This window comes from Pseudomonas fluorescens, assembly GCF_902497895.1.
GTDB classification, from domain to species: Bacteria; Pseudomonadota; Gammaproteobacteria; order Pseudomonadales; family Pseudomonadaceae; genus Aquipseudomonas; species Aquipseudomonas fluorescens_BP.
On sequence record NZ_CABVHQ010000004.1, the window covers coordinates 34,140 to 52,157 of the forward strand.

16 protein-coding genes are annotated in these 18,018 nt (G+C 60.1%); 5 read left to right on the forward strand and 11 right to left on the reverse strand.

The window, feature by feature from the left end; genetic code table 11:
- The first annotated feature begins 220 nt into the window (after positions 1 to 220).
- Positions 221 to 1,723: an exopolyphosphatase gene (gene ppx, locus F8N21_RS02925; RefSeq protein ID WP_150640690.1), complete on the forward strand. Its 1,503-nt coding sequence runs from the start codon at positions 221 to 223 to the stop codon at positions 1,721 to 1,723.
- Between the two features lie 248 nt (positions 1,724 to 1,971).
- Here the strand turns inward: ppx and ppk1 are convergent, their stop codons facing one another.
- Together ppk1 and hemB are read right to left on the reverse strand one after the other, a co-directional pair.
- Entirely contained in the window at positions 1,972 to 4,197 is a 2,226-nt protein-coding gene (ppk1, locus tag F8N21_RS02930) for a polyphosphate kinase 1 (RefSeq protein WP_150640691.1), read from the reverse strand.
- 18 nt (positions 4,198 to 4,215) lie between these two features.
- A complete protein-coding gene (hemB, locus tag F8N21_RS02935; protein ID WP_150640692.1) occupies positions 4,216 to 5,229 on the reverse strand; it encodes a porphobilinogen synthase in 1,014 nt (337 codons plus the stop codon).
- 207 nt (positions 5,230 to 5,436) lie between these two features.
- On the opposite strand from hemB, the gene F8N21_RS02940 reads away from it, so the two are divergent.
- Positions 5,437 to 6,069 carry a DedA family protein gene (locus F8N21_RS02940; protein ID WP_150640693.1) on the forward strand — a complete coding sequence of 211 codons (633 nt, stop codon included), beginning with the start codon at positions 5,437 to 5,439 and terminating at the stop codon, positions 6,067 to 6,069.
- On the opposite strand, the gene F8N21_RS02945 is transcribed toward F8N21_RS02940, so the two are convergent.
- Positions 6,050 to 7,285: a sterol desaturase family protein gene (locus F8N21_RS02945; RefSeq protein ID WP_150640694.1), complete on the reverse strand. Its 1,236-nt coding sequence runs from the start codon at positions 7,283 to 7,285 to the stop codon at positions 6,050 to 6,052. The two genes, F8N21_RS02940 and F8N21_RS02945, sit on opposite strands and share 20 nt — an antisense overlap.
- A gap of 114 nt (positions 7,286 to 7,399) precedes the next feature.
- On the opposite strand from F8N21_RS02945, the gene elbB reads away from it, so the two are divergent.
- Entirely contained in the window at positions 7,400 to 8,068 is a 669-nt protein-coding gene (gene elbB / locus F8N21_RS02950) for an isoprenoid biosynthesis glyoxalase ElbB (RefSeq protein WP_150640695.1), read from the forward strand.
- Between the two features lie 102 nt (positions 8,069 to 8,170).
- On the opposite strand, the gene F8N21_RS02955 is transcribed toward elbB, so the two are convergent.
- The 5 genes from F8N21_RS02955 to F8N21_RS02975 form a co-directional block, all read right to left on the reverse strand.
- Positions 8,171 to 8,626 carry a YaiI/YqxD family protein gene (locus tag F8N21_RS02955; protein WP_150640696.1) on the reverse strand — a complete coding sequence of 152 codons (456 nt, stop codon included), beginning with the start codon at positions 8,624 to 8,626 and terminating at the stop codon, positions 8,171 to 8,173.
- Between the two features lie 130 nt (positions 8,627 to 8,756).
- The gene (locus tag F8N21_RS02960; RefSeq protein WP_150640697.1) at positions 8,757 to 10,655 is read right to left on the reverse strand and encodes a cytochrome c/FTR1 family iron permease; all 1,899 of its coding nucleotides are present in this window, start codon (positions 10,653 to 10,655) and stop codon (positions 8,757 to 8,759) included.
- 250 nt (positions 10,656 to 10,905) lie between these two features.
- Positions 10,906 to 11,538: a LysE family transporter gene (locus F8N21_RS02965; RefSeq protein ID WP_150640698.1), complete on the reverse strand. Its 633-nt coding sequence runs from the start codon at positions 11,536 to 11,538 to the stop codon at positions 10,906 to 10,908.
- Between the two features lie 102 nt (positions 11,539 to 11,640).
- On the reverse strand, positions 11,641 to 12,234 hold the full coding sequence (locus tag F8N21_RS02970; RefSeq protein WP_150640699.1) for a mechanosensitive ion channel family protein: 594 nt from the start codon (positions 12,232 to 12,234) through the stop codon (positions 11,641 to 11,643).
- On the reverse strand, positions 12,234 to 14,144 hold the full coding sequence (locus tag F8N21_RS02975; RefSeq protein WP_150640700.1) for an ATP-binding cassette domain-containing protein: 1,911 nt from the start codon (positions 14,142 to 14,144) through the stop codon (positions 12,234 to 12,236). Before F8N21_RS02975 ends, F8N21_RS02970 begins: the two co-directional genes overlap by 1 nt.
- 50 nt (positions 14,145 to 14,194) lie before the next feature.
- Here F8N21_RS02975 and F8N21_RS02980 point away from each other — a divergent pair, with 50 nt between their 5' ends.
- Positions 14,195 to 14,659, forward strand: coding sequence for a TIGR02444 family protein (locus tag F8N21_RS02980; protein WP_150640701.1), 465 nt, complete (start codon positions 14,195 to 14,197; stop codon positions 14,657 to 14,659).
- Here the strand turns inward: F8N21_RS02980 and F8N21_RS02985 are convergent.
- Positions 14,656 to 15,708, reverse strand: coding sequence for an AlgP family protein (locus tag F8N21_RS02985; protein ID WP_150640702.1), 1,053 nt, complete (start codon positions 15,706 to 15,708; stop codon positions 14,656 to 14,658). The two genes, F8N21_RS02980 and F8N21_RS02985, sit on opposite strands and share 4 nt — an antisense overlap.
- Positions 15,709 to 15,900: 192 nt before the next feature.
- Here F8N21_RS02985 and F8N21_RS02990 point away from each other — a divergent pair, with 192 nt between their 5' ends.
- Entirely contained in the window at positions 15,901 to 16,566 is a 666-nt protein-coding gene (locus tag F8N21_RS02990) for an FKBP-type peptidyl-prolyl cis-trans isomerase (protein ID WP_150640703.1), read from the forward strand.
- A gap of 72 nt (positions 16,567 to 16,638) precedes the next feature.
- Here F8N21_RS02990 and rsd read toward each other — a convergent pair whose 3' ends face one another.
- Positions 16,639 to 17,097 (reverse strand): sigma D regulator, encoded by a 459-nt coding sequence (rsd, locus tag F8N21_RS02995; protein ID WP_150640704.1) that lies wholly within the window; start codon positions 17,095 to 17,097, stop codon positions 16,639 to 16,641.
- Between the two features lie 206 nt (positions 17,098 to 17,303).
- The gene (locus F8N21_RS03000) at positions 17,304 to 17,825 is read right to left on the reverse strand and encodes a disulfide bond formation protein B (protein ID WP_150640705.1); all 522 of its coding nucleotides are present in this window, start codon (positions 17,823 to 17,825) and stop codon (positions 17,304 to 17,306) included.
- Between the last annotated feature and the right edge of the window lie 193 nt (positions 17,826 to 18,018).

Here is an 18,018-nt window from a genome sequence, read left to right on the forward strand (position 1 = left end):
GTCTGTGAACCTCAGCCCTCAGTTTCAGGACCGCTTCGCGCTCCAACGGGGGCAAGCCCCCTCGCCACATGAATCAGTTCGGCCAGAGCTTTTGATCACTTTCCACGCTCACCGGAGAGAATGATCAATCAAAGATCGTAGCCTTCGGCAGCTCCTGCGCGTTGGCGTCAGCGTTTGATCGTGGCAGGATGACAAGGTTATCGACCGAGACCCCTTAACCATGCCGCAATTCCAAGCCAAGAATCTGTCCCTGATCGCCGCCATCGACCTGGGCTCCAACAGCTTCCACATGGTCGTGGCCAAGGCCCAGAACGGTGAAATCCGTATTCTGGAGCGACTCGGCGAGAAGGTTCAGCTGGCCGCCGGGATCGACGAAGAGCGTCAACTCAGCGAAGAGTCCATGCAGCGCGGGCTCGATTGCCTGAAGCGTTTCGCCCAACTGATCAACGGTATGCCCCCCGGCGCGGTCCGTATCGTCGGTACCAATGCCCTGCGCGAGGCGCGCAACCGTGGCGAATTCATCCGCCGCGCCGAAGAGATCCTCGGCCACCCGGTAGAAGTCATCTCCGGCCGCGAAGAAGCGCGCCTGATCTACCTCGGCGTCTCCCACACCCTCGCCGACACCCCGGGCAAGCGCCTGGTGGCCGACATCGGCGGCGGCAGCACCGAATTCATCATCGGCCAGCGCTTTGAGCCGCTGCTGCGAGAAAGCCTGCAAATGGGCTGCGTCAGCTATACCCAGCGCTATTTCAAGGACGGCAAGATCACCCCGGCCCGTTATGCCCAGGCCTACACCGCGGCGCGGCTGGAGATCATGAGCATCGAACACGCCCTGCACCGCCTGACCTGGGATGAAGCCATCGGCTCCTCGGGGACCATCCGCGCCATAGGCCTGGCGTTGAAAGCCGGCGGTCATGGTGCCGGCGAGGTCAACGCCGAAGGCCTGGCCTGGCTCAAACGCAAGCTGTTCAAGCTCGGCGATGCCGAAAAAATCGACTTCGAGGGCATCAAGCCCGACCGCCGGGCCATCTTCCCGGCCGGCCTGGCGATTCTCGAAGCGATCTTCGACGCCCTCGAACTGCAACGCATGGACCATTGTGAAGGCGCTCTGCGCGAAGGCGTGCTGTATGACCTGTTGGGCCGTCATCACCATGAAGACGTCCGTGAGCGTACCCTCAGCTCGCTGATGGAGCGTTACCACGTTGATCTGGAACAAGCGGTGCGGGTCGAGCGCAAGGCGCTGCATGCCTTCGATCAGGTGGCGAGCGATTGGGATCTGGATGATGGCGTCTGGCGCGAGCTTTTGGGCTGGGCAGCCAAGGTCCATGAAGTCGGGCTGGACATCGCCCACTATCACTACCACAAGCACGGCGCCTACCTGATCGAGCACTCCGACCTGGCCGGTTTCTCCCGCGAAGACCAGCTCATGCTGGCACTGCTGGTGCGTGGCCACCGACGCAATATTCCCAGGGACAAGTTCGCCGAGTTCGGCGATGAAGGCATCAAGCTGATTCGACTGTGCGTATTGCTGCGCTTTGCGATTCTGTTCCATCACATCCGCGGCACCCAGGAGATGCCGCAAGTCGTACTGCGCGCCGATGGCGGCAGCCTGGATGTGCTGTTTCCGAAAAACTGGCTGGACGAGAACCAGCTGACCCAGGCCGACTTCGCGCTGGAAGCGGAGTGGCTGACCCGAGTCGGTTTCGTACTCAACGTTCGCTAACAAACACGCTGCAAAATACCCCGTGTAGAAGCTGCCGCAGGCTGCGATCTTTTGATCTTTCCCACAGACAACTCGTTGCCTGAATGGACGCCAAGATCAAAAGATCGCAGCCTCGTTTCACTCGGCAGCTCCTACAGGGGATCCGGTCAGTATTTGAAAGATGTGTTCCCCGGACAGCCCTCAGCATTTGAAAGATGTGTTTCCCGAACACCCCTTGAGAAGGGTTGTCCGGGGGACGGCGTCCCGCCTCAGCGAACGCTCAGAATCGGACTGCCCAAACGCTCCAGCAGCGTTGCCTGGGCACTGCGCGGGTTCTGGTTGCCGGTCGGCGTGTTACGAATGTAGCGACCGTCCGACTGCAGGCTCCAGCTGTGAGTGTTATCGGTGAGATAGAGCTCCAGCTCTTTCTTGACCCGCATAATCAACTTCTTGCCCTCGACCGGGAAGCAAGTCTCGACGCGCTTGTCGAGGTTGCGTTCCATCCAGTCGGCGCTGGACAGGAACATCTGCTCTTCGCCACCGTTGAGGAAGTAGAACACCCGCGTGTGCTCCAGGAAGCGCCCGATGATCGAGCGCACATGGATATTGTGCGAGACCCCGGCGATTCCCGGTCGCAGGCAGCACATGCCACGTATCACCAGATCGATACGCACCCCGGACTGACTGGCCTTGTACAGCGCGCGGATGATCTTCGGATCGGTCAGCGAGTTGAACTTGGCGATGATGTGCGCCGGTTTGCCATCGAGGGCGAACTGGGTTTCCCGGGCAATCATGTCGAGCATGCCCTTCTTCAGGGTGAACGGCGCGTGCATCAACTTCTTCATGCGCAAGATCTTGCCCATGCCGATCAACTGGCTGAACAACTTGCCAACGTCTTCACACAGCGCGTCATCGGAAGTCAGCAGGCTGTAATCGGTGTACAGACGGGCGTTGGCGGCGTGGTAGTTGCCGGTACCCAAGTGGGCGTAACGGACGATCTCCCCGGCTTCGCGACGCAGAATCAGCATCATCTTGGCGTGGGTCTTGAAGCCGACCACGCCATAGATCACCACCGCACCGGCCGCCTGCAGACGACTGGCCAGCTGCAGGTTGGACTCTTCGTCGAAACGCGCACGCAATTCGATCACCGCGGTGACCTCTTTGCCGTTACGCGCCGCATCGACCAGCGCATCGACGATTTCCGAGTTCGCGCCGCTGCGATACAGGGTCTGACGGACCGCCAACACATGGGGATCCTTGGCCGCCTGACGCAGCAGGTCGACCACCGGCGTGAAGGACTCGAACGGGTGGAGCAGCAGGATGTCCTGCTTGCTGATCACACTGAAAATGTTCTCGCTGTTCTGCAACAGCTTGGGAATCTGCGGGGTGAACGGGGTGTATTGCAGCTCTGGATGGCTGTCCAGGCTGGTGATGCTGAACAGGCGCGTCAGGTTGACCGGGCCGTTGACCTGATACAACTCGGTCTCATGCAGGTTGAATTGCTTGAGCAGGTAGTCGGACAGGTGTTTCGGGCAGGTGTCAGCCACTTCCAGCCGCACCGCGTCACCGTAGCGACGGGAGAACAGCTCGCCACGCAGGGCGCGCGCCAGGTCTTCCACATCTTCGGTATCGACCGACAGATCGGCATTTCGGGTCAGCCGGAACTGGTAGCAACCCTTGACCTTCATGCCCTGGAACAGGTCATCGGCGTGGGCGTGGATCATCGACGAGAGGAACACGTAGTTGTCGCCGGCACCGCAGACCTCTTCCGGAACCTTGATCACCCGTGGCAGCAGACGCGGCGCTGGAATGATCGCCAGACCGGAATCGCGACCGAAGGCGTCGATGCCTTCGAGCTCGACGATGAAGTTCAGGCTCTTGTTTACCAGCAGCGGGAACGGGTGCGTCGGGTCCAGACCAATCGGCGTGATGATCGGCGCGATCTCGTCGCGGAAATAACGGCGCACCCAGGTCTTGAGTTTGGTGGTCCAGTGGCGCCGACGAATGAAGCGGACCTGATGCTTCTCCAGCTCCGGCAACAGAATGTCGTTGAGGATCGCGTACTGGCGGTCGACATGACCGTGTACCAGTTCGCTGATGCGCGCCAGCGCCTGATGCGGCTGCAAGCCATCGGCACCGGCCTGTTCACGGGCGAAGGTGATCTGTTTCTTCAGACCGGCGACGCGAATTTCGAAGAACTCATCCAGGTTGCTGGAGAAAATCAGCAGAAACTTCAGCCGTTCCAGCAACGGATAGGACTCATCCAGCGCCTGTTCCAGCACGCGGATGTTGAATTGCAGTTGCGACAGCTCGCGATGGATGTACAGGCTACTGTCATCCAGGCTTGGAATCACAATCGCCGGCGCCGCGGGCTGCGGCTCGACCACGGCCACGGCCGGTGGCGGGGTTTCCGGCTCCGGCGGGGTTTCGACGACTTGCTCGACCACCGGTTGAGCGTCTGTTACTGCAACTTCAAGGAGTCCTTCGGTATTCATCACGTGTTCCTGGGAGGGCTATTTTTGCTCTCGTAACAATTGAGCAGCACGAACGGCAAAGTAGGTCAGGATGCCATCAGCACCCGCACGTTTGAAAGCGGTCAGGGATTCAAGAATAACCCCTTCGCTCAGCCAGCCATTCTGGATCGCCGCCATGTGCATGGCGTATTCACCGCTGACCTGATAGACAAAGGTCGGCACTTTAAATTCTGCTTTGACCCGATAAAGGATATCCAGATACGGCATGCCAGGCTTGACCATGACCATATCCGCGCCTTCTGACAAGTCGGCGGCCACTTCATGCAGGGCTTCGTTGCTGTTGGCCGGGTCCATTTGATAGGACGCCTTGTTGGCCTTGCCCAGGTTGAGCGCAGAACCAACGGCGTCGCGGAATGGGCCGTAATAGGCGCTGGCGTACTTCGCCGAATAGGCCATGATCCGCACGTTGACGTGATCGGCCAGCTCGAGGGCTTCGCGGATCGCCTGGATCCGGCCGTCCATCATGTCCGACGGGGCCACCACCTGAGCACCGGCTGCGGCGTGGGACAGCGCTTGCTTGACCAGCGCATCGACAGTGATGTCGTTCTGCACATAGCCTTCTTCGTCGAGGATACCGTCCTGGCCGTGAGTGGTGAACGGATCCAGCGCCACGTCGGTGATCACCCCCAGTTCAGGGAAGCGATCGCGCAGCGCACGGGTCGCGCGCTGGGCGATGCCGTCCGGGTTCCAGGCTTGCGCGGCGTCGAGGGATTTGAGTTCAGGCGGGGTTACCGGGAACAGCGCCAGCGCAGGAATCCCCAGCTCGACCCACTTCGCCGCTTCTTCGAGCAACAGGTCGATGGTCAGACGTTCGACGCCCGGCATCGAAGCCACTGCCTCGCGACGGTTTTCACCGTCCAGCACAAAAACCGGGAGAATCAGGTCGTCGACAGTCAGGACGTTTTCACGAACCAGACGACGCGAGAAATCATCACGACGGTTGCGACGCAGGCGGGTTGCAGGGAACAAACGGTTGGCGGGGGTAAAGCTCACGGCAGACTCCTGAGCCCGCACTGGCGGGCGAGTGTGACAGTTATAAGCGGTCATTATGACGAACGAATGACAGTCGTGCTTACCCCTGTGACCAGTAGTCGCAGCCATTGTCCCTGTAGGATTTGTTCACGTCGAGACACATTTGGATACTTTCCTGAATGTGCCTTAAGGGTTAGGCTGCGCGTTCATTTCGCCAGCATCCAGACAATGCTCCAACAACTTCTTCAGGATTTCGGCTACTTCGCCCTTTTTCTCGGCACGTTTTTCGAAGGCGAAACCATTCTGGTGCTCGCAGGCTTCCTCGCGTTCCGCGGATACATGGATATCAACCTGGTGGTGGTCGTGGCGTTCTTCGGCAGCTATGCCGGCGATCAGCTGTGGTACTTCCTGGGGCGTAAACACGGCCGCAAATTGCTGGCGCGCAAACCGCGCTGGCAACTGATGGGCGATCGGGCGCTGGAGCATATCCGCAGGCACCCGGATATCTGGGTGCTGAGCTTTCGCTTCGTGTATGGCTTGCGCACGGTAATGCCGGTAGCGATCGGCCTGTCCGGTTATCCACCGGGGCGTTATCTGCTGCTCAACGGGATTGGCGCCGCCATCTGGGCCACCGCCCTGGCCGCCGCTGCCTACCATTTTGGCGCGGTACTCGAAGGGATGCTTGGCAGCGTCAAGAAGTACGAGCTATGGGTGCTGGGCGCGCTGTTGGTGGTGGGCTTCTGCCTGTGGCTGCGCCGGCGCTTGAAGAATGCCCGCCTGGCGAAAAAGATCTACGAGGCGGAGCAGGCCGAACAGGCCGAATACAGCAAATCCAGAAAACCTACGACGCCAATCGAGTGAGTCGGTTTCGGCAGCAGTAGAGACCGATACCACTGAGCAGGCTGTAACTGAGCAGGCCGACCCAGCCCACCGCGCTGGCCGGCCATAGCCCCAGGAGCGGCGCCAGCCATACCAGCGGCACGTTCAGTGCCAGGCGCAACACCTCCAGTTTCAACGCCCACGGGCGATTCTCCAGGGCCACGCCCAGCACAAACAGACCACACGCCACCGCGCTCCAGCCCAACACCAGGGCGGCCGTTGGCAAACTGTCAGCCAGGTTCATCAGGTAACTGCCCAGCGCGATATAGACCGTGAACTGCACTGCAATGTACCACTGCTGGCGGCCGTCCAGCGCCACCTCGAACTTGCGGAACTGACTCAGATCCGGCTTGCTCAGCGGGTACCTGGCCGCCACGTCCGCCGGTCGCCAGCCGGTAGGCATGAACCAGATCCGCAGCTTGTCCCACGTGCTTTCGGTGCGCCGCGCATCGCTCAGCAATTGCGCGTAGAACTGCACGTTGGCCCACAGCGGGTTCCAGCTCGCCAGCGGCGTGGTCACGCCGAAAATCACCGGCTCGTTGTCGTCCTCTTCCTGGAACGAACCGAACAATCGATCCCAGATAATGAACACCCCGCCGTAGTTGCGATCCATGTAGAGGGCGTTCTGCGCATGGTGGGCCCGATGATTGGACGGTGTGACGAAGAACCATTCGAACCAGCCGAGCTTGGGAATGTGCCGGGTATGCACCCAGAATTGATAGAGCAGATTCAGCGCTGCGACACTGACGAACACCAGCAACGGTACGCCGAACACCGCCATGGGCAGGTAGAAGATCCAGCTCAGCAGGAAGCCGGTACTGGTCTGACGCAACGCCGTGGACAGGTTGTAGTCCTCACTCTGGTGATGCACCGAGTGCGCCGCCCAGAGGATGTTGCGCTCATGGCCCAGGCGATGCAGCCAGTAGTAGCAGAAGTCATAGAAGACGAAGGCGAACACCCAGACCCAGGCGCTCTTGGCCGACAGTTCGAACAGCGCCAGATGCTGCAAGGCAAAGGCGTAGGTGATCAGCCCGACGCCTTTGGTCAAAAGTCCGGTGGTGGTCGACAACACACCAGTACTGAGGCTGTTGATCGCGTCCGCTAAGCGATAATTACTCACCCCACGCCAGCGGTCGGCCAACAGCTCGACGGCTATCAGCACAAAGAAAAACGGCACTGCATAAAGAATGAAGTTCATGACGCAACCGGATCAGAATCGTCAACCGAAGATTAGGTGTAGTCGCGAGATAACCCTATGGCAACGAGTGACAAATTAGTGGACATTTAACGCCATGAACCTGGAGAAAAAACCATGAGCAAAAAAGTTGCAGTGATACTTTCCGGCTGTGGCGTCTATGACGGCGCCGAGATTCACGAAAGCGTGATCACCCTGCTGCGCCTGGATCAGCGCGGTGCGCAGGTGCAGTGCTTTGCACCCAATATTGCCCAATTGCATGTCATCAATCACCTGACCGGGGAAGAAATGCCCGAATCGCGCAACGTGCTGATCGAATCGGCGCGCATTGCCCGTGGTGAGGTAAAGGATATTCGCGAAGCCGATGTCGAAGACTTCGACGCACTGATCGTGCCCGGCGGTTTCGGCTCGGCGAAAAACCTCTCCAACTTTGCCATCGAAGGCGCGGGCTGCAGCGTCCAGCCAGAAGTCCTGGCTCTGACGGAAGCCTTTGCCGAAGCCGGCAAACCGGTCGGGCTGATCTGCATCTCGCCAGCCTTGGCCGCGAAGATCTATGGCCCTGGCGTGACTTGCACCATCGGCAACGATGCCGAGACCGCCGCAGCCATGACTAAAATGGGCGCCACCCATGAAGAGTGTGCCGTGAGCGACATCATCGAAGACAAGGCACGCAAACTGGTCAGCACCCCGGCTTACATGCTGGCGCAATCCATCAGCGAAGCGGCTTCGGGGATTAACAAACTGGTTGATCGGGTGCTGGAGTTGACTCACGAGAATGATGTGTAAGCAAGATCAAAAGATCGCAGCCTGCGGCAGCTCCTACAGGATTTGCGTTCATTCAGGATGAGCGCGGAGCTTTTGTAGGAGCTGCCGCAGGCTGCGATCTTTTCAGGCGTTGCGCATCAACCGGGTAAGGATCCGGTCCAGCGAATTGGCGAACGCCTGCTTCTCCCGCTCGCCATGGGGCGGTGGGCCGCCGCCCATCTGGCCCTGATCGCGCAGGTCGGTGAACAGGTTGCGCACCGCCAACCGATCACCCATGTTCTGCGGGTCGAATTCCTTGCCGCGCGGATCGAGGGCGGCGACACCCTTCTTGATCAAACGATCGGCCAATGGCACATCACTGCAAATCACCAGTTCCCCGGGCAGCGCGTGTTCCACCAGATAATCATCGGCCGCATCCGGGCCGCTGGGCACCACGATCAGCTTTACACAGGCGTAGCTCGGTTTGACCTGGCTCTGCCCTGCCACCAACAGCACTTCGAACTGGCGCTTCAAGGCAAACTTGATCACCTGCTCCTTCGCCGCCTTGGGGCAGGCATCGGCATCGATCCAGACACGCATGTTTTGTCGTCCTCAAAAAATCAAAAGATCGCAGCCTGCGGCAGCTCCTACGCCGACCGCGTACACCGGACTCAAATCCGTAGCTGGCGCAGCCTGCGATCTTTTTGGCTTCACACCAATCGTTATTCGATCAAGAAGCCCGCACCCGCCGCTTCTCCGCCATGCGACTACGGCTGTAAAGCACGATAATCGCCAGTATCGCCACGGCCTGAGCACTCAGCGAATAGGCATCAGCGTGGATCCCCAGCCAGTCGAAGTCAAAGAACGCCACCGGCCGGGTGCCGAAGATCCCGGCTTCCTGCAAGGCTTTGACCCCATGCCCGGCAAATACCACCGACAGCGCGCACAACAGCGCGGCGTTGATCCCGAAGAACAGTGCCAGCGGCAATTTCGCCGAGCCACGCAGAATCACCCAGGCCAGGCCGATTAACAGTACCAGCGCCGTTGCACCACCCGCCAATACGGCGTTATGACCCGCCGGTCCCGACTGCAGCCAGAGGGTTTCGTAGAACAGGATCACTTCGAACAACTCGCGATAAACCGAGAAGAACGCCAGGATCGCAAAGCCGAAACGCCCGCCGCCACCAACCAGGCTGCTCTTGATGTAATTCTGCCAAGCCGCCGCATGACGACGGTCGTGCATCCACACGCCGAGCCAGAGCACCATGACACTGGCGAACAACGCCGTGCAACCTTCCAGCAATTCACGCTGGGCACCGCTGACATCGATCACGTAGGCCGCCAGCGCCCAGGTCGCCAGACCGGCCACCAGCGCCAGACCCCAGCCGACGTTGACGCTGCGCACTGCCGATTGCTGACCGGTGTTACGCAAAAACGCCAGGATCGCCGCCAATACCAGAATCGCTTCCAGGCCCTCGCGCAGCAGAATCAGCAGACCGGAGATATAGCTCAGGGACCAGCTCAAACCATCGCTGCCCAACAAGCCGGCAGATTGCTGCAGCTTGGCTTTCGCTGAGTCCAGGCGCTGCTCGACCTGGGCCACCGGCAAGCCGTCCTGCAATGACTGACGGTAAGCCATCAGGGATTTTTCGGTGTCCTTGCGTACATTGGCGTCGACGTTATCCAGGGAGCTCTCGACCAGCTCGAAACCTTCCAGATATGCCGCTACCGACAGGTCATACGCCTGTTCGTGATCGCCCGCCCGATAGGCCGCCAGGCTCTTGTCCAGGGTCGACGCGGTGTAGTCGAGCAACTGAGCCGGGCCGCGCTTGACCTGAGGCGGCTGAGCCCGTTGAGCCCGGAAGGTGGCCGCAGCCTCAGGACCTTCGGCGGCCAGCACTTCACCCGGCGTCTGGCGAGCCAGGTCGGCGAGGTTAAAGCTCTTCTCGCTTTTCGTCGCGACTGGATCGGCGCTGAAACCGGCAATGTAGGTCGCCAGGTCCCAGCGCTGACGGTCGTCCAGTTGATCGGCGAAAGACGGCATGTCCGTGCCTTCAACGCCCAGCCCAAGGGTGTTGTAGAGCGCGTAGAGGCTCAAGCGGTCCAGGCGCGTGGCATCGCGCAGGTTGGCCGGTGGCGGCGCCAGACCGACGCCTGCAGGGCCGTCGCCAGCGCCGCTGTCACCGTGGCAGACCGAGCAGTGCTGAGCGTAGAGCGGCGCGCCGCGAATCGGGTCCGGAGTAATGATCGGCGCCTGGCTGACCTCATAGGCCACCGCCAGCTTCGCCCCCAACTGTCGCGCCTGGCGGGCGACCGTCGCACCGTCCTGGCGAGCCGTAATGGCGGCGCGCAGGCTGCTGACACCCTGTTCCAGCTCAGTCCGTTCAGGCTTGGCCGGCAAACCGCCGATCAAGCCCTGCAGAACACCGAGAAACTCCAGCTGCTCGCGGTACTCGGAGGAATCAATGACCTTACCCGCCTCGACCGTGGCCGGGTAATCCGCGCCTATGTAGTCGAGCAAATGCAGCGCCTGGGGTGCGCCTTCCACGGTGTCGGCCAGCAGATTGAAACTGCATAGGACAAAAAACGGCAGCACTAACCAGGCCAGGAAACGGGACGAGGCAGTCATGAACGAATCTCAATTGGAAATAAGAAGTAACACATTGTTCACTTCGAATGAGTTTCGCTCAAGCGTTGTTATTCATTCAGACCAGGCAACGAAACGCGGAAATAGTCGCGCAATGCCCATCCACCCGAGGTTTGGAGGCGATTTATTCGGCAAGTACAAATTATCTGACTCGCACCCGACCCAGCGGCAAAACCTGAATAGCGGAACGAAAAAGGCGACCGAGTGAGGTCGCCTTGGGAGGTTGAGGGCTTTAAACCGCTGCGCGGCGTATGGTCGCCAGTAACCCGGCCGCGCCAATGAATAAACCGGCAAAGGTGCGGTTCATGCGGCGCTGCTGTTTTGGTGTGCGCAACAGGCGCAAGACCTTTGACGCCAGTCCGGTGTAGCCCGCCATCACGATCAGATCGACGATGATCATGGTTACGCCGAGGATCAGATACTGAGCCACCAGTGGCGCGTGCGGGTCGATGAACTGTGGCAATACCGCGAGCATGAACACCAGCGCCTTGGGGTTGCTGACATTCACCAGGAACCCGCGAAACACCAGCGCCAGCGGCTTGCCGATCTGGCGAATGGCCGCGTCGTCATTCAGGTTGCTGGGCAGCGCGCGCCATTGCTTGACCGCCAGATAGACCAGGTAGGCCACGCCGAACCACTTGATCGCATAGAAGGCTGTGGAGGAAGCGGCGAGAATGGCCCCGACACCTGCGGCGACAATCGCAATCTGCATCGCCAGACCCAGTTGCAGGCCCAGGGCGTTCCAATAGCCGCGCCAGAAACCGTACTGCAAACCGCAGGACATCGACGCAATGGCGCCGGCGCCAGGAGAAAGGCTGATCACCCAGCAGGCGGCAAAAAACGCCAACCATGTTTCAAGCACCATCGCACACCCCACTCAGACTCGTTACAGATGTCTAAGCTAATGCGCCTTTTGGCGAATGACTACCGTTTTTTTGCCGAGCCTGCGCCCTGCCGACCAGCGTTATCAGCTGCCCGGCAGTTTTTCGCTGGTGCTCAGCGCAAATACATCACTGCCGCGCCAGCGGCGGACCGAGCGCTGGAAGAACAGACTGTTGGGCACTTGCACCATGGCGCTGCCGTTGCCGGCCTCAGCGGATTCGACCAATGTGGTGTAGAGCAGATTGATCGCCACCACCCGACCTTTGACGCCCGGCTTGTCGGTGGTGTCCACCAACTCGACCACATCGCCCAGGCGGAACGGCCCGACGGTGAAGATCAGAATCGCGCAGAGCAAGTTGGACAGCACACTCCACATGGCGAAGAACGCCACCGCCGCCACCGCGACAAAGCCGGACAACGCGGTCCAAAGCACGGTCGCCGAGACGCCCAGGCGCTCCAATACAAAGATCAGCGCGCTGCCCATGATCAGCCAGCGCAAGCCTCCGCGCAGCGGCATCAGCAATTGCGGCGGAAACGGATAACGCTGGCCCAGGCGGGTCAGGCCTCTGGCCACGAAACGCTGGGCCAGATAACCGGCCAGCAGGATCAGCAGAATTTGCCCGACAAACAGCAGCGGCTCAACCCATACGGCAGACCAATGCAGCTTCAGCGCCTCCATCAAGAGAGCGCCTCCAGCTCCGACTGCAGGCTCTCGAGCTGCTCCAGGGCTTCCATCCAGGTTTCTTCCAGCTCGGCTTCACGAACTTTCAGCCGGGCCTGTTCGGCCAGCAGATCGCGCAGTTCATCCTTGCGGGCAGCTTCGTAAATCGCACTGTCGCCGAGGCTGGTTTCGATCTTCGCGAGTTTTTCGTGGAGCTTGCCCAGTTCGACTTCGAGCTTGTCGGCTTCACGCTTATGCGGCGCCAGCTGCTGACGCAATGCAGCGGCGGCCTGGCGCTGGGCCTTCTTGTCGGTTTTGTCGGGATTGACCGGCGTGTTGTTGACCGGCGCGTTGCGCAGTCGATAGTCAACCAGCCAGCGGGCGTAGTCTTCCAGATCGCCGTCGAACTCCTGAACCTTGCCGTCGGCAACCAGCAGGAATTCATCGGTGGTGCTCTTGAGCAAGTGCCGATCGTGGGAGACCACCAGCACCGCACCGGTGAATTCCTGCAAAGCCATGGTCAGCGCCAGACGCATTTCCAGGTCGAGGTGGTTGGTCGGTTCGTCGAGCAGCAGCAGGTTCGGCCTGCCCCAGGCAATCAATGCCAGCGCCAGGCGGGCCTTCTCGCCACCGGAGAAATTCAGCACCGGCTCATCGATGCGCGCACCGCGGAAGTCGAAACCACCGAGGAAGTCGCGCAGGGTCTGCTCACGTTCGGTCGGCGCCAGACGCTGCATATGCAGCAACGGGCTGGCCTTGGAATCGAGGGAGTCCAGCTGATGCTGGGCAAAGTAGCCGACCACCAGGTTCTCGCCGCGCACCAGGCGACCGGCCAAGGGCTCCAGTTCACCGGAGAGGTTCTTGATCAGTGTCGACTTGCCTGCGCCGTTCGGACCGAGCAGGCCGATCCGGGCACCCGGAGCCAGTTGCAACTTGACCTTTTCCAGCACGGTCTTCTCGCCGTAACCCAAACGGGCGTCGGAGAGATCGAGCAGCGGGCTGGAGATTTTCACCGACTCGCGAAACACGAAATCGAAGGGCGAGTCGACGTGGGCGGCAGACAACTCTTCCATGCGCTCCAGGGCCTTGATCCGGCTCTGGGCCTGACGGGCCTTGGTGGCCTGGGCCTTGAAACGCGCGATGTAGCTTTCCATGTGCGCCCGCTGCGCCTGCTGCTTCTCGTAGGCTTGCTGTTGCTGGGCCAGACGTTCGGCGCGAGCACGTTCGAAAGCGCTGTAACCACCACGATAGAGAGTGATCTTGCGCTGATCGACGTGGGCCACATGGTCGACCACGGCGTCGAGGAAGTCCCGGTCGTGGGAGATCAGCAGCAAGGTGCCGGGGTAATTCTTGAGCCAGTCTTCGAGCCACAGAATGGCGTCGAGGTCCAAGTGGTTGGTCGGCTCATCGAGCAGCAGCAAGTCCGACGGGCACATCAGTGCCTGCGCCAGGTTCAGGCGCATCCGCCAGCCACCGGAGAAATCGCCAACCTGGCGATCCATTTGCTCGTTGGTGAAGCCCAGCCCCGCCAGCAGCTTGCGCGCTCGGGCGTCGGCGGTGTAACCGTCGGCGCTATCGAGTTCGGCATGCAGGCGCGCCTGAGCGGCACCGTCATGGGCCGCTTCGGCGTCGGCCAGCTCTTGCTGTACCTGACGCAGGCGCAGGTCGCCATCGAGCACATAGTCGACCGCTACCCGATCAAGGGTATCGACCTCCTGGCGCATATGGGCGATACGCCAGTCCGCCGGCAGGAAGCAGTCACCCGAGTCAGGGGTCAATTCCCCCTGGAGCAAGGCGAACAGGCTGGATTTACCGGCGCCGTTGGCACCGATCAGGCCGGCTTTGTGACCGGCGTGCAAGGTCAGCTCGGCGTCTTCTAGCAGACGTTGCGGGCCACGCTGTAATGTTAGGCTTTGAAGTCGGATCATAATGGCGGCGGAGTCTACCAGCTTCGCTCGCAACTGGCGCGAGTAGGAATATGTCCTCTGACCTGTGGAGCTCTACCCTGACGACCTACGCTCGACCCGGCGTCGAAAGGGCCTGCCTGGAACTGCAGAGTGCCGGGGCCAATGTCTGCCTGCTGTTGTGTGCGGTCTGGCTTGGCCAGCGTGGCGTGGCCTGCAATGCCCAGCGCCTGCAGCAACTGCATCAGCTGGCTGACCCCTGGCATGACGATGTCGTGCAACCCCTGCGGCAACTGCGCAAGCAATGGCGCAGGGCGGCCCTTGAGGATGCGCAACTGACTGTTCTGCGCGAACAGGTCAAGGCGCTGGAGCTCGAAGCGGAGCGGCAGTTGTTGTTGCGGCTGGAGACGACGGCGCGAAATTGGCCAGAAGAGGACGCGAAAGATTTACCAGCCTGGCTGGAAGGACTGGCGGCGCAAGCCGCCACCCTGAACCGCGACGCGCTGAATAAACTACGCGTCGCGGTAACCGGGGCTTAGGAAGCGCTGGTTGGGGTGATGCTGCTCGCAGAGGCTGCTGGCGTTGCTACAGGCGACGCTGCAGGAGTGCTCGCAGACGTTGCCGGCGATGCTCCTGGCGCTGGAGTCACAGGCCTGGCCGCAACAGGAACCATTACCGGTTTAGCGGCGGCCGGCTTTTTCACGGCTGGTTTTGCTGCCGGTTTTGCTGCAGCTTTGGCAGGCGCTTTAGCTGCGACTGGTTTCGCCGCGCCAGCCTTGGCGGCCGGTTTTGCAGCAGCGGTTTTAGCCGCGGCAGGTTTGGCTGCTGGCTTGGCCGTCGCGGGTTTCGCGGCAGCAGTCCTGGCGGCTGGTTTAGCTGCGGGCTTGGCTGCGGTCGCTTTCGCGGCAGCGGGTTTGGTCGCAGGTTTGGCTGCAGCAGTTTTAGCAGCAGGCTTGGCCGCCGGTTTTGCCGCGGCAGGTTTGGCAGCAGTTGATTTAGCGGCGGGTTTGGCAGCGCTGGCAGCGACTGATTTTTTCACCGCAGGTTTCGCAGCGGGCTTGCCTGGCGCTTTAACCGGAGCCTTCGCAGCTGGTTTGGCCGCGGCTTTTGCCGGAGCCTTGGCCGGCGCTTTGGCAGCAACCATCCTGGCCGCTGGTTTCTTCGCTGGGGCAGCGGCTGGCTTGGCGGAGCGCAGGGACAGCGCCTTGCCGACAGCCTCTTTCACTCGACCAACACCTTGCGCCAGTTTCAGGCTTTCCTGGGCATCGCGCTTGAGTTGAAGAATGTAGGTGCGGGTTTCGGATTGACGATCCTTGAGCGCATCCAGCAGCTCTTCAAGCTCCTTCACTGCACCCTTGGCCTTGGCTTGTGCCTTGGCCTTTCCGGCCGACGCAGCGTTTTGCAGTTTGGTGCGTGATTTGTGCAGTTTTTCTTGCGCTTTTCCGCGTTGTTTTTCCAGTTTGGCCAGCAGTTTTTCAGCATCAGCCAAAGCTTGGGAGCAGGCGTTTTCCAAATGCTCGAGCAGGCTGCCCGAGAGCTGTTGGAGTAAATGCAACGGAGTATTTACAGGCTTCTTATTGGCCGACATGGTTTACCTCCTAGCTTACGTTATTGCGGCTCATACTAGACCTCTGCTGCTACCGCCGCTAGGGCATGTTGACAGTATCGAAAGCGCTACGTTGCAGTGAATTGCAAATGTTCTTCGTGGCGTTGAAAGCAGCCAAGCCGTCAACGCGTCAGCACTGGCATAATCCCTCGCATCTCAGGCTGGAGCGTGCCCATGTCGCGTTATCTTTTTTTATCGTTATGCCTGTTTTTTTCCCTGGTTCAAGCCGCTGAAAAACCCACGGAAAATGACTCCCGCGAGCTCGCTTACAGCCTGGGCGCCAGCCTCGGCGAACGCTTGCGCGAGGAGATTCCCGATCTGCAAATTCAAGCGTTGCTGGACGGTTTGCAACAGGCCTATCAAGGCAAGCCACTGGCACTCAAAGATGAACGGATCGAACAGATTCTTTCCGAGCATGAGAAACGGGCCGCAGAGAAATCCGCCCGGCCGCAAAGTGAGATCGCCCTCGAAGCAGAGAGCCGTTTTCTTTCAGCAGAAAAAGCCAGACCAGGGGTTCGTGAATTAGCGGAGGGAGTCCTGCTGACCGAACTGACTCCTGGCAACGGTCCAAAGGCAGGCCCGAACGGCAATGTCCAGGTTCGCTATATCGGTCGCCTGCCCGACGGCACAGTGTTCGATCAGAACAATCAGGCGCAGTGGTTTCGCCTCGACAGCGTGATCAATGGATGGCGCAGCGCATTGCCGCAAATGCCCACTGGGGCGAAGTGGCGCCTGGTCATTCCATCGGCCCAGGCGTACGGCGCCGACGGTGCAGGGGACTTGATTGCACCCTACACTCCACTGGTGTTCGAAATTGAGTTACTCGGTGTCGCAGGCTGAATAAAAGCCCAAACGAAAAACGGCGCGCATGGCGCACCGTTTTTTGATGATCTTTTTCGCCGAAGCGAATACTCAGGCCTGAGCCGGAGCCTCTTCCTTGTGAGCCGTGTGCAGCACTTCGATCAGGCAATCTTCCAGTTCGAAGCGTTCGTGCAACAGACCACCCAACTCCTGGAATTTTTCCGCGACGCACTTTCCGGCATCACAGAGATCGTTGAACGCCAGCAGCTTCTCGGTAATCACATCGATGCGCGGGTAGATCGTCTCGGCTAATTCCAGCCCGCGGGTGTCGCCAAATGCCTTGGCTTCGCCGGTCAGCTGTTCATAGATCTCGAAATGTCCGGCCGAAACGTAATCGACCAGGACTCCGCAGAATTCCTGCAATGGCTTTCGGTTCTCGCCCAGCGCTTCTGGCTTGGCGCCGAGAGCATCATAGGCCCGAACCAGTTCGTGACGCTCCTGCAACCAGCGATCGATCAGCAGATGCACTCCACCCCAGCGTTCCTGAGCATTCTGACAACTTTCGAGCATGGTCTCTCTTCCCTTATGGGTAGTGCCGTCCTACACCCGCCGCAAGACTTGAACGATCAAGATTCGGCCAAGCAGGGCGCCACTGAGCAACATAATTCCAATAACACGTGCGGGCCAGATTATGCCCGCGCGACAACGGCTTCAAGGTACGCAGGAGATAAAGTTCATACAAGCGTTTAATCTCGAACGGTGGGGCGGGACCACAATCACCCCCTGACCGCTCTACAGCGGGTGAAACGCAGGAACTGCAGCAGCTGAAAAATGCCCAGGCAGATCATCCCGACGAAGAACAGCAGGCTCCACTCGGGGATGCTCATATCAAACAGCGTCCAGGAGATTCGGGTGCATTCGGCAGTCCCCTGGAAGACCCGTTTCAACGCACCGGACCAGGACATGTTGCCCAGCAGGTACTCGAGGCCGGGCGAACACCCCTGCCAGCGCTCCTGAGGGGAATTTTGCAACAGCACATGCCGCCACGCGGTGAGCATTCCGCCAAGACTGCTGAGTAAGCTCAATAGCCAATACAGGTAACAACCCGTGCGGCTTGGCCCATGCACGGCTGCAATCAGGCAAATCGCCGTGAGCAGAACCAGAAAGAACCGCTGCACCGTACACAGCGAGCAAGGTTCGAGCCCGACCGCATATTCCAGGTATAACGAGGCGCCCAGGGCCAGGGCACCTGCGGTGAACGCCATGAGGAACAAGGAACGAGAGCGGGCCAAAAACATGGCTAATCCGTAACAAAAGAGACAGGCAGTTACGGTAGAGGAAAGACCGCAACCCTTTCAAGGCGGGCCTTAGCGGACACTTCCTGCAGATTGTAGGGAAATCCCGACAGAAAACAGGAGAACAAATGTAGTCCGACGTAGGATGCAGCCTGGCGCCAGATAATGCGTGGAAAACGTCTGACAGCTCTGAAAT

Excerpts from the sequence above, each read along its gene's own strand:
- ppx (WP_150640690.1), top strand. The coding sequence starts at position 221 with ATGCCGCAATTCCAAGCCAAGAATCTGTCCCTGATCGCCGCCATCGAC.
- ppk1 (WP_150640691.1), bottom strand. The coding sequence starts at position 4,197 with ATGAATACCGAAGGACTCCTTGAAGTTGCAGTAACAGACGCTCAACCG.
- F8N21_RS02940 (WP_150640693.1), top strand. The coding sequence starts at position 5,437 with ATGCTCCAACAACTTCTTCAGGATTTCGGCTACTTCGCCCTTTTTCTC.
- F8N21_RS02945 (WP_150640694.1), bottom strand. The coding sequence starts at position 7,285 with ATGAACTTCATTCTTTATGCAGTGCCGTTTTTCTTTGTGCTGATAGCC.
- elbB (WP_150640695.1), top strand. The coding sequence starts at position 7,400 with ATGAGCAAAAAAGTTGCAGTGATACTTTCCGGCTGTGGCGTCTATGAC.
- F8N21_RS02955 (WP_150640696.1), bottom strand. The coding sequence starts at position 8,626 with ATGCGTGTCTGGATCGATGCCGATGCCTGCCCCAAGGCGGCGAAGGAG.
- F8N21_RS02960 (WP_150640697.1), bottom strand. The coding sequence starts at position 10,655 with ATGACTGCCTCGTCCCGTTTCCTGGCCTGGTTAGTGCTGCCGTTTTTT.
- F8N21_RS02965 (WP_150640698.1), bottom strand. The coding sequence starts at position 11,538 with ATGGTGCTTGAAACATGGTTGGCGTTTTTTGCCGCCTGCTGGGTGATC.
- F8N21_RS02970 (WP_150640699.1), bottom strand. The coding sequence starts at position 12,234 with ATGGAGGCGCTGAAGCTGCATTGGTCTGCCGTATGGGTTGAGCCGCTG.
- F8N21_RS02975 (WP_150640700.1), bottom strand. The coding sequence starts at position 14,144 with ATGATCCGACTTCAAAGCCTAACATTACAGCGTGGCCCGCAACGTCTG.
- F8N21_RS02980 (WP_150640701.1), top strand. The coding sequence starts at position 14,195 with ATGTCCTCTGACCTGTGGAGCTCTACCCTGACGACCTACGCTCGACCC.
- F8N21_RS02985 (WP_150640702.1), bottom strand. The coding sequence starts at position 15,708 with ATGTCGGCCAATAAGAAGCCTGTAAATACTCCGTTGCATTTACTCCAA.
- F8N21_RS02990 (WP_150640703.1), top strand. The coding sequence starts at position 15,901 with ATGTCGCGTTATCTTTTTTTATCGTTATGCCTGTTTTTTTCCCTGGTT.
- rsd (WP_150640704.1), bottom strand. The coding sequence starts at position 17,097 with ATGCTCGAAAGTTGTCAGAATGCTCAGGAACGCTGGGGTGGAGTGCAT.
- F8N21_RS03000 (WP_150640705.1), bottom strand. The coding sequence starts at position 17,825 with ATGTTTTTGGCCCGCTCTCGTTCCTTGTTCCTCATGGCGTTCACCGCA.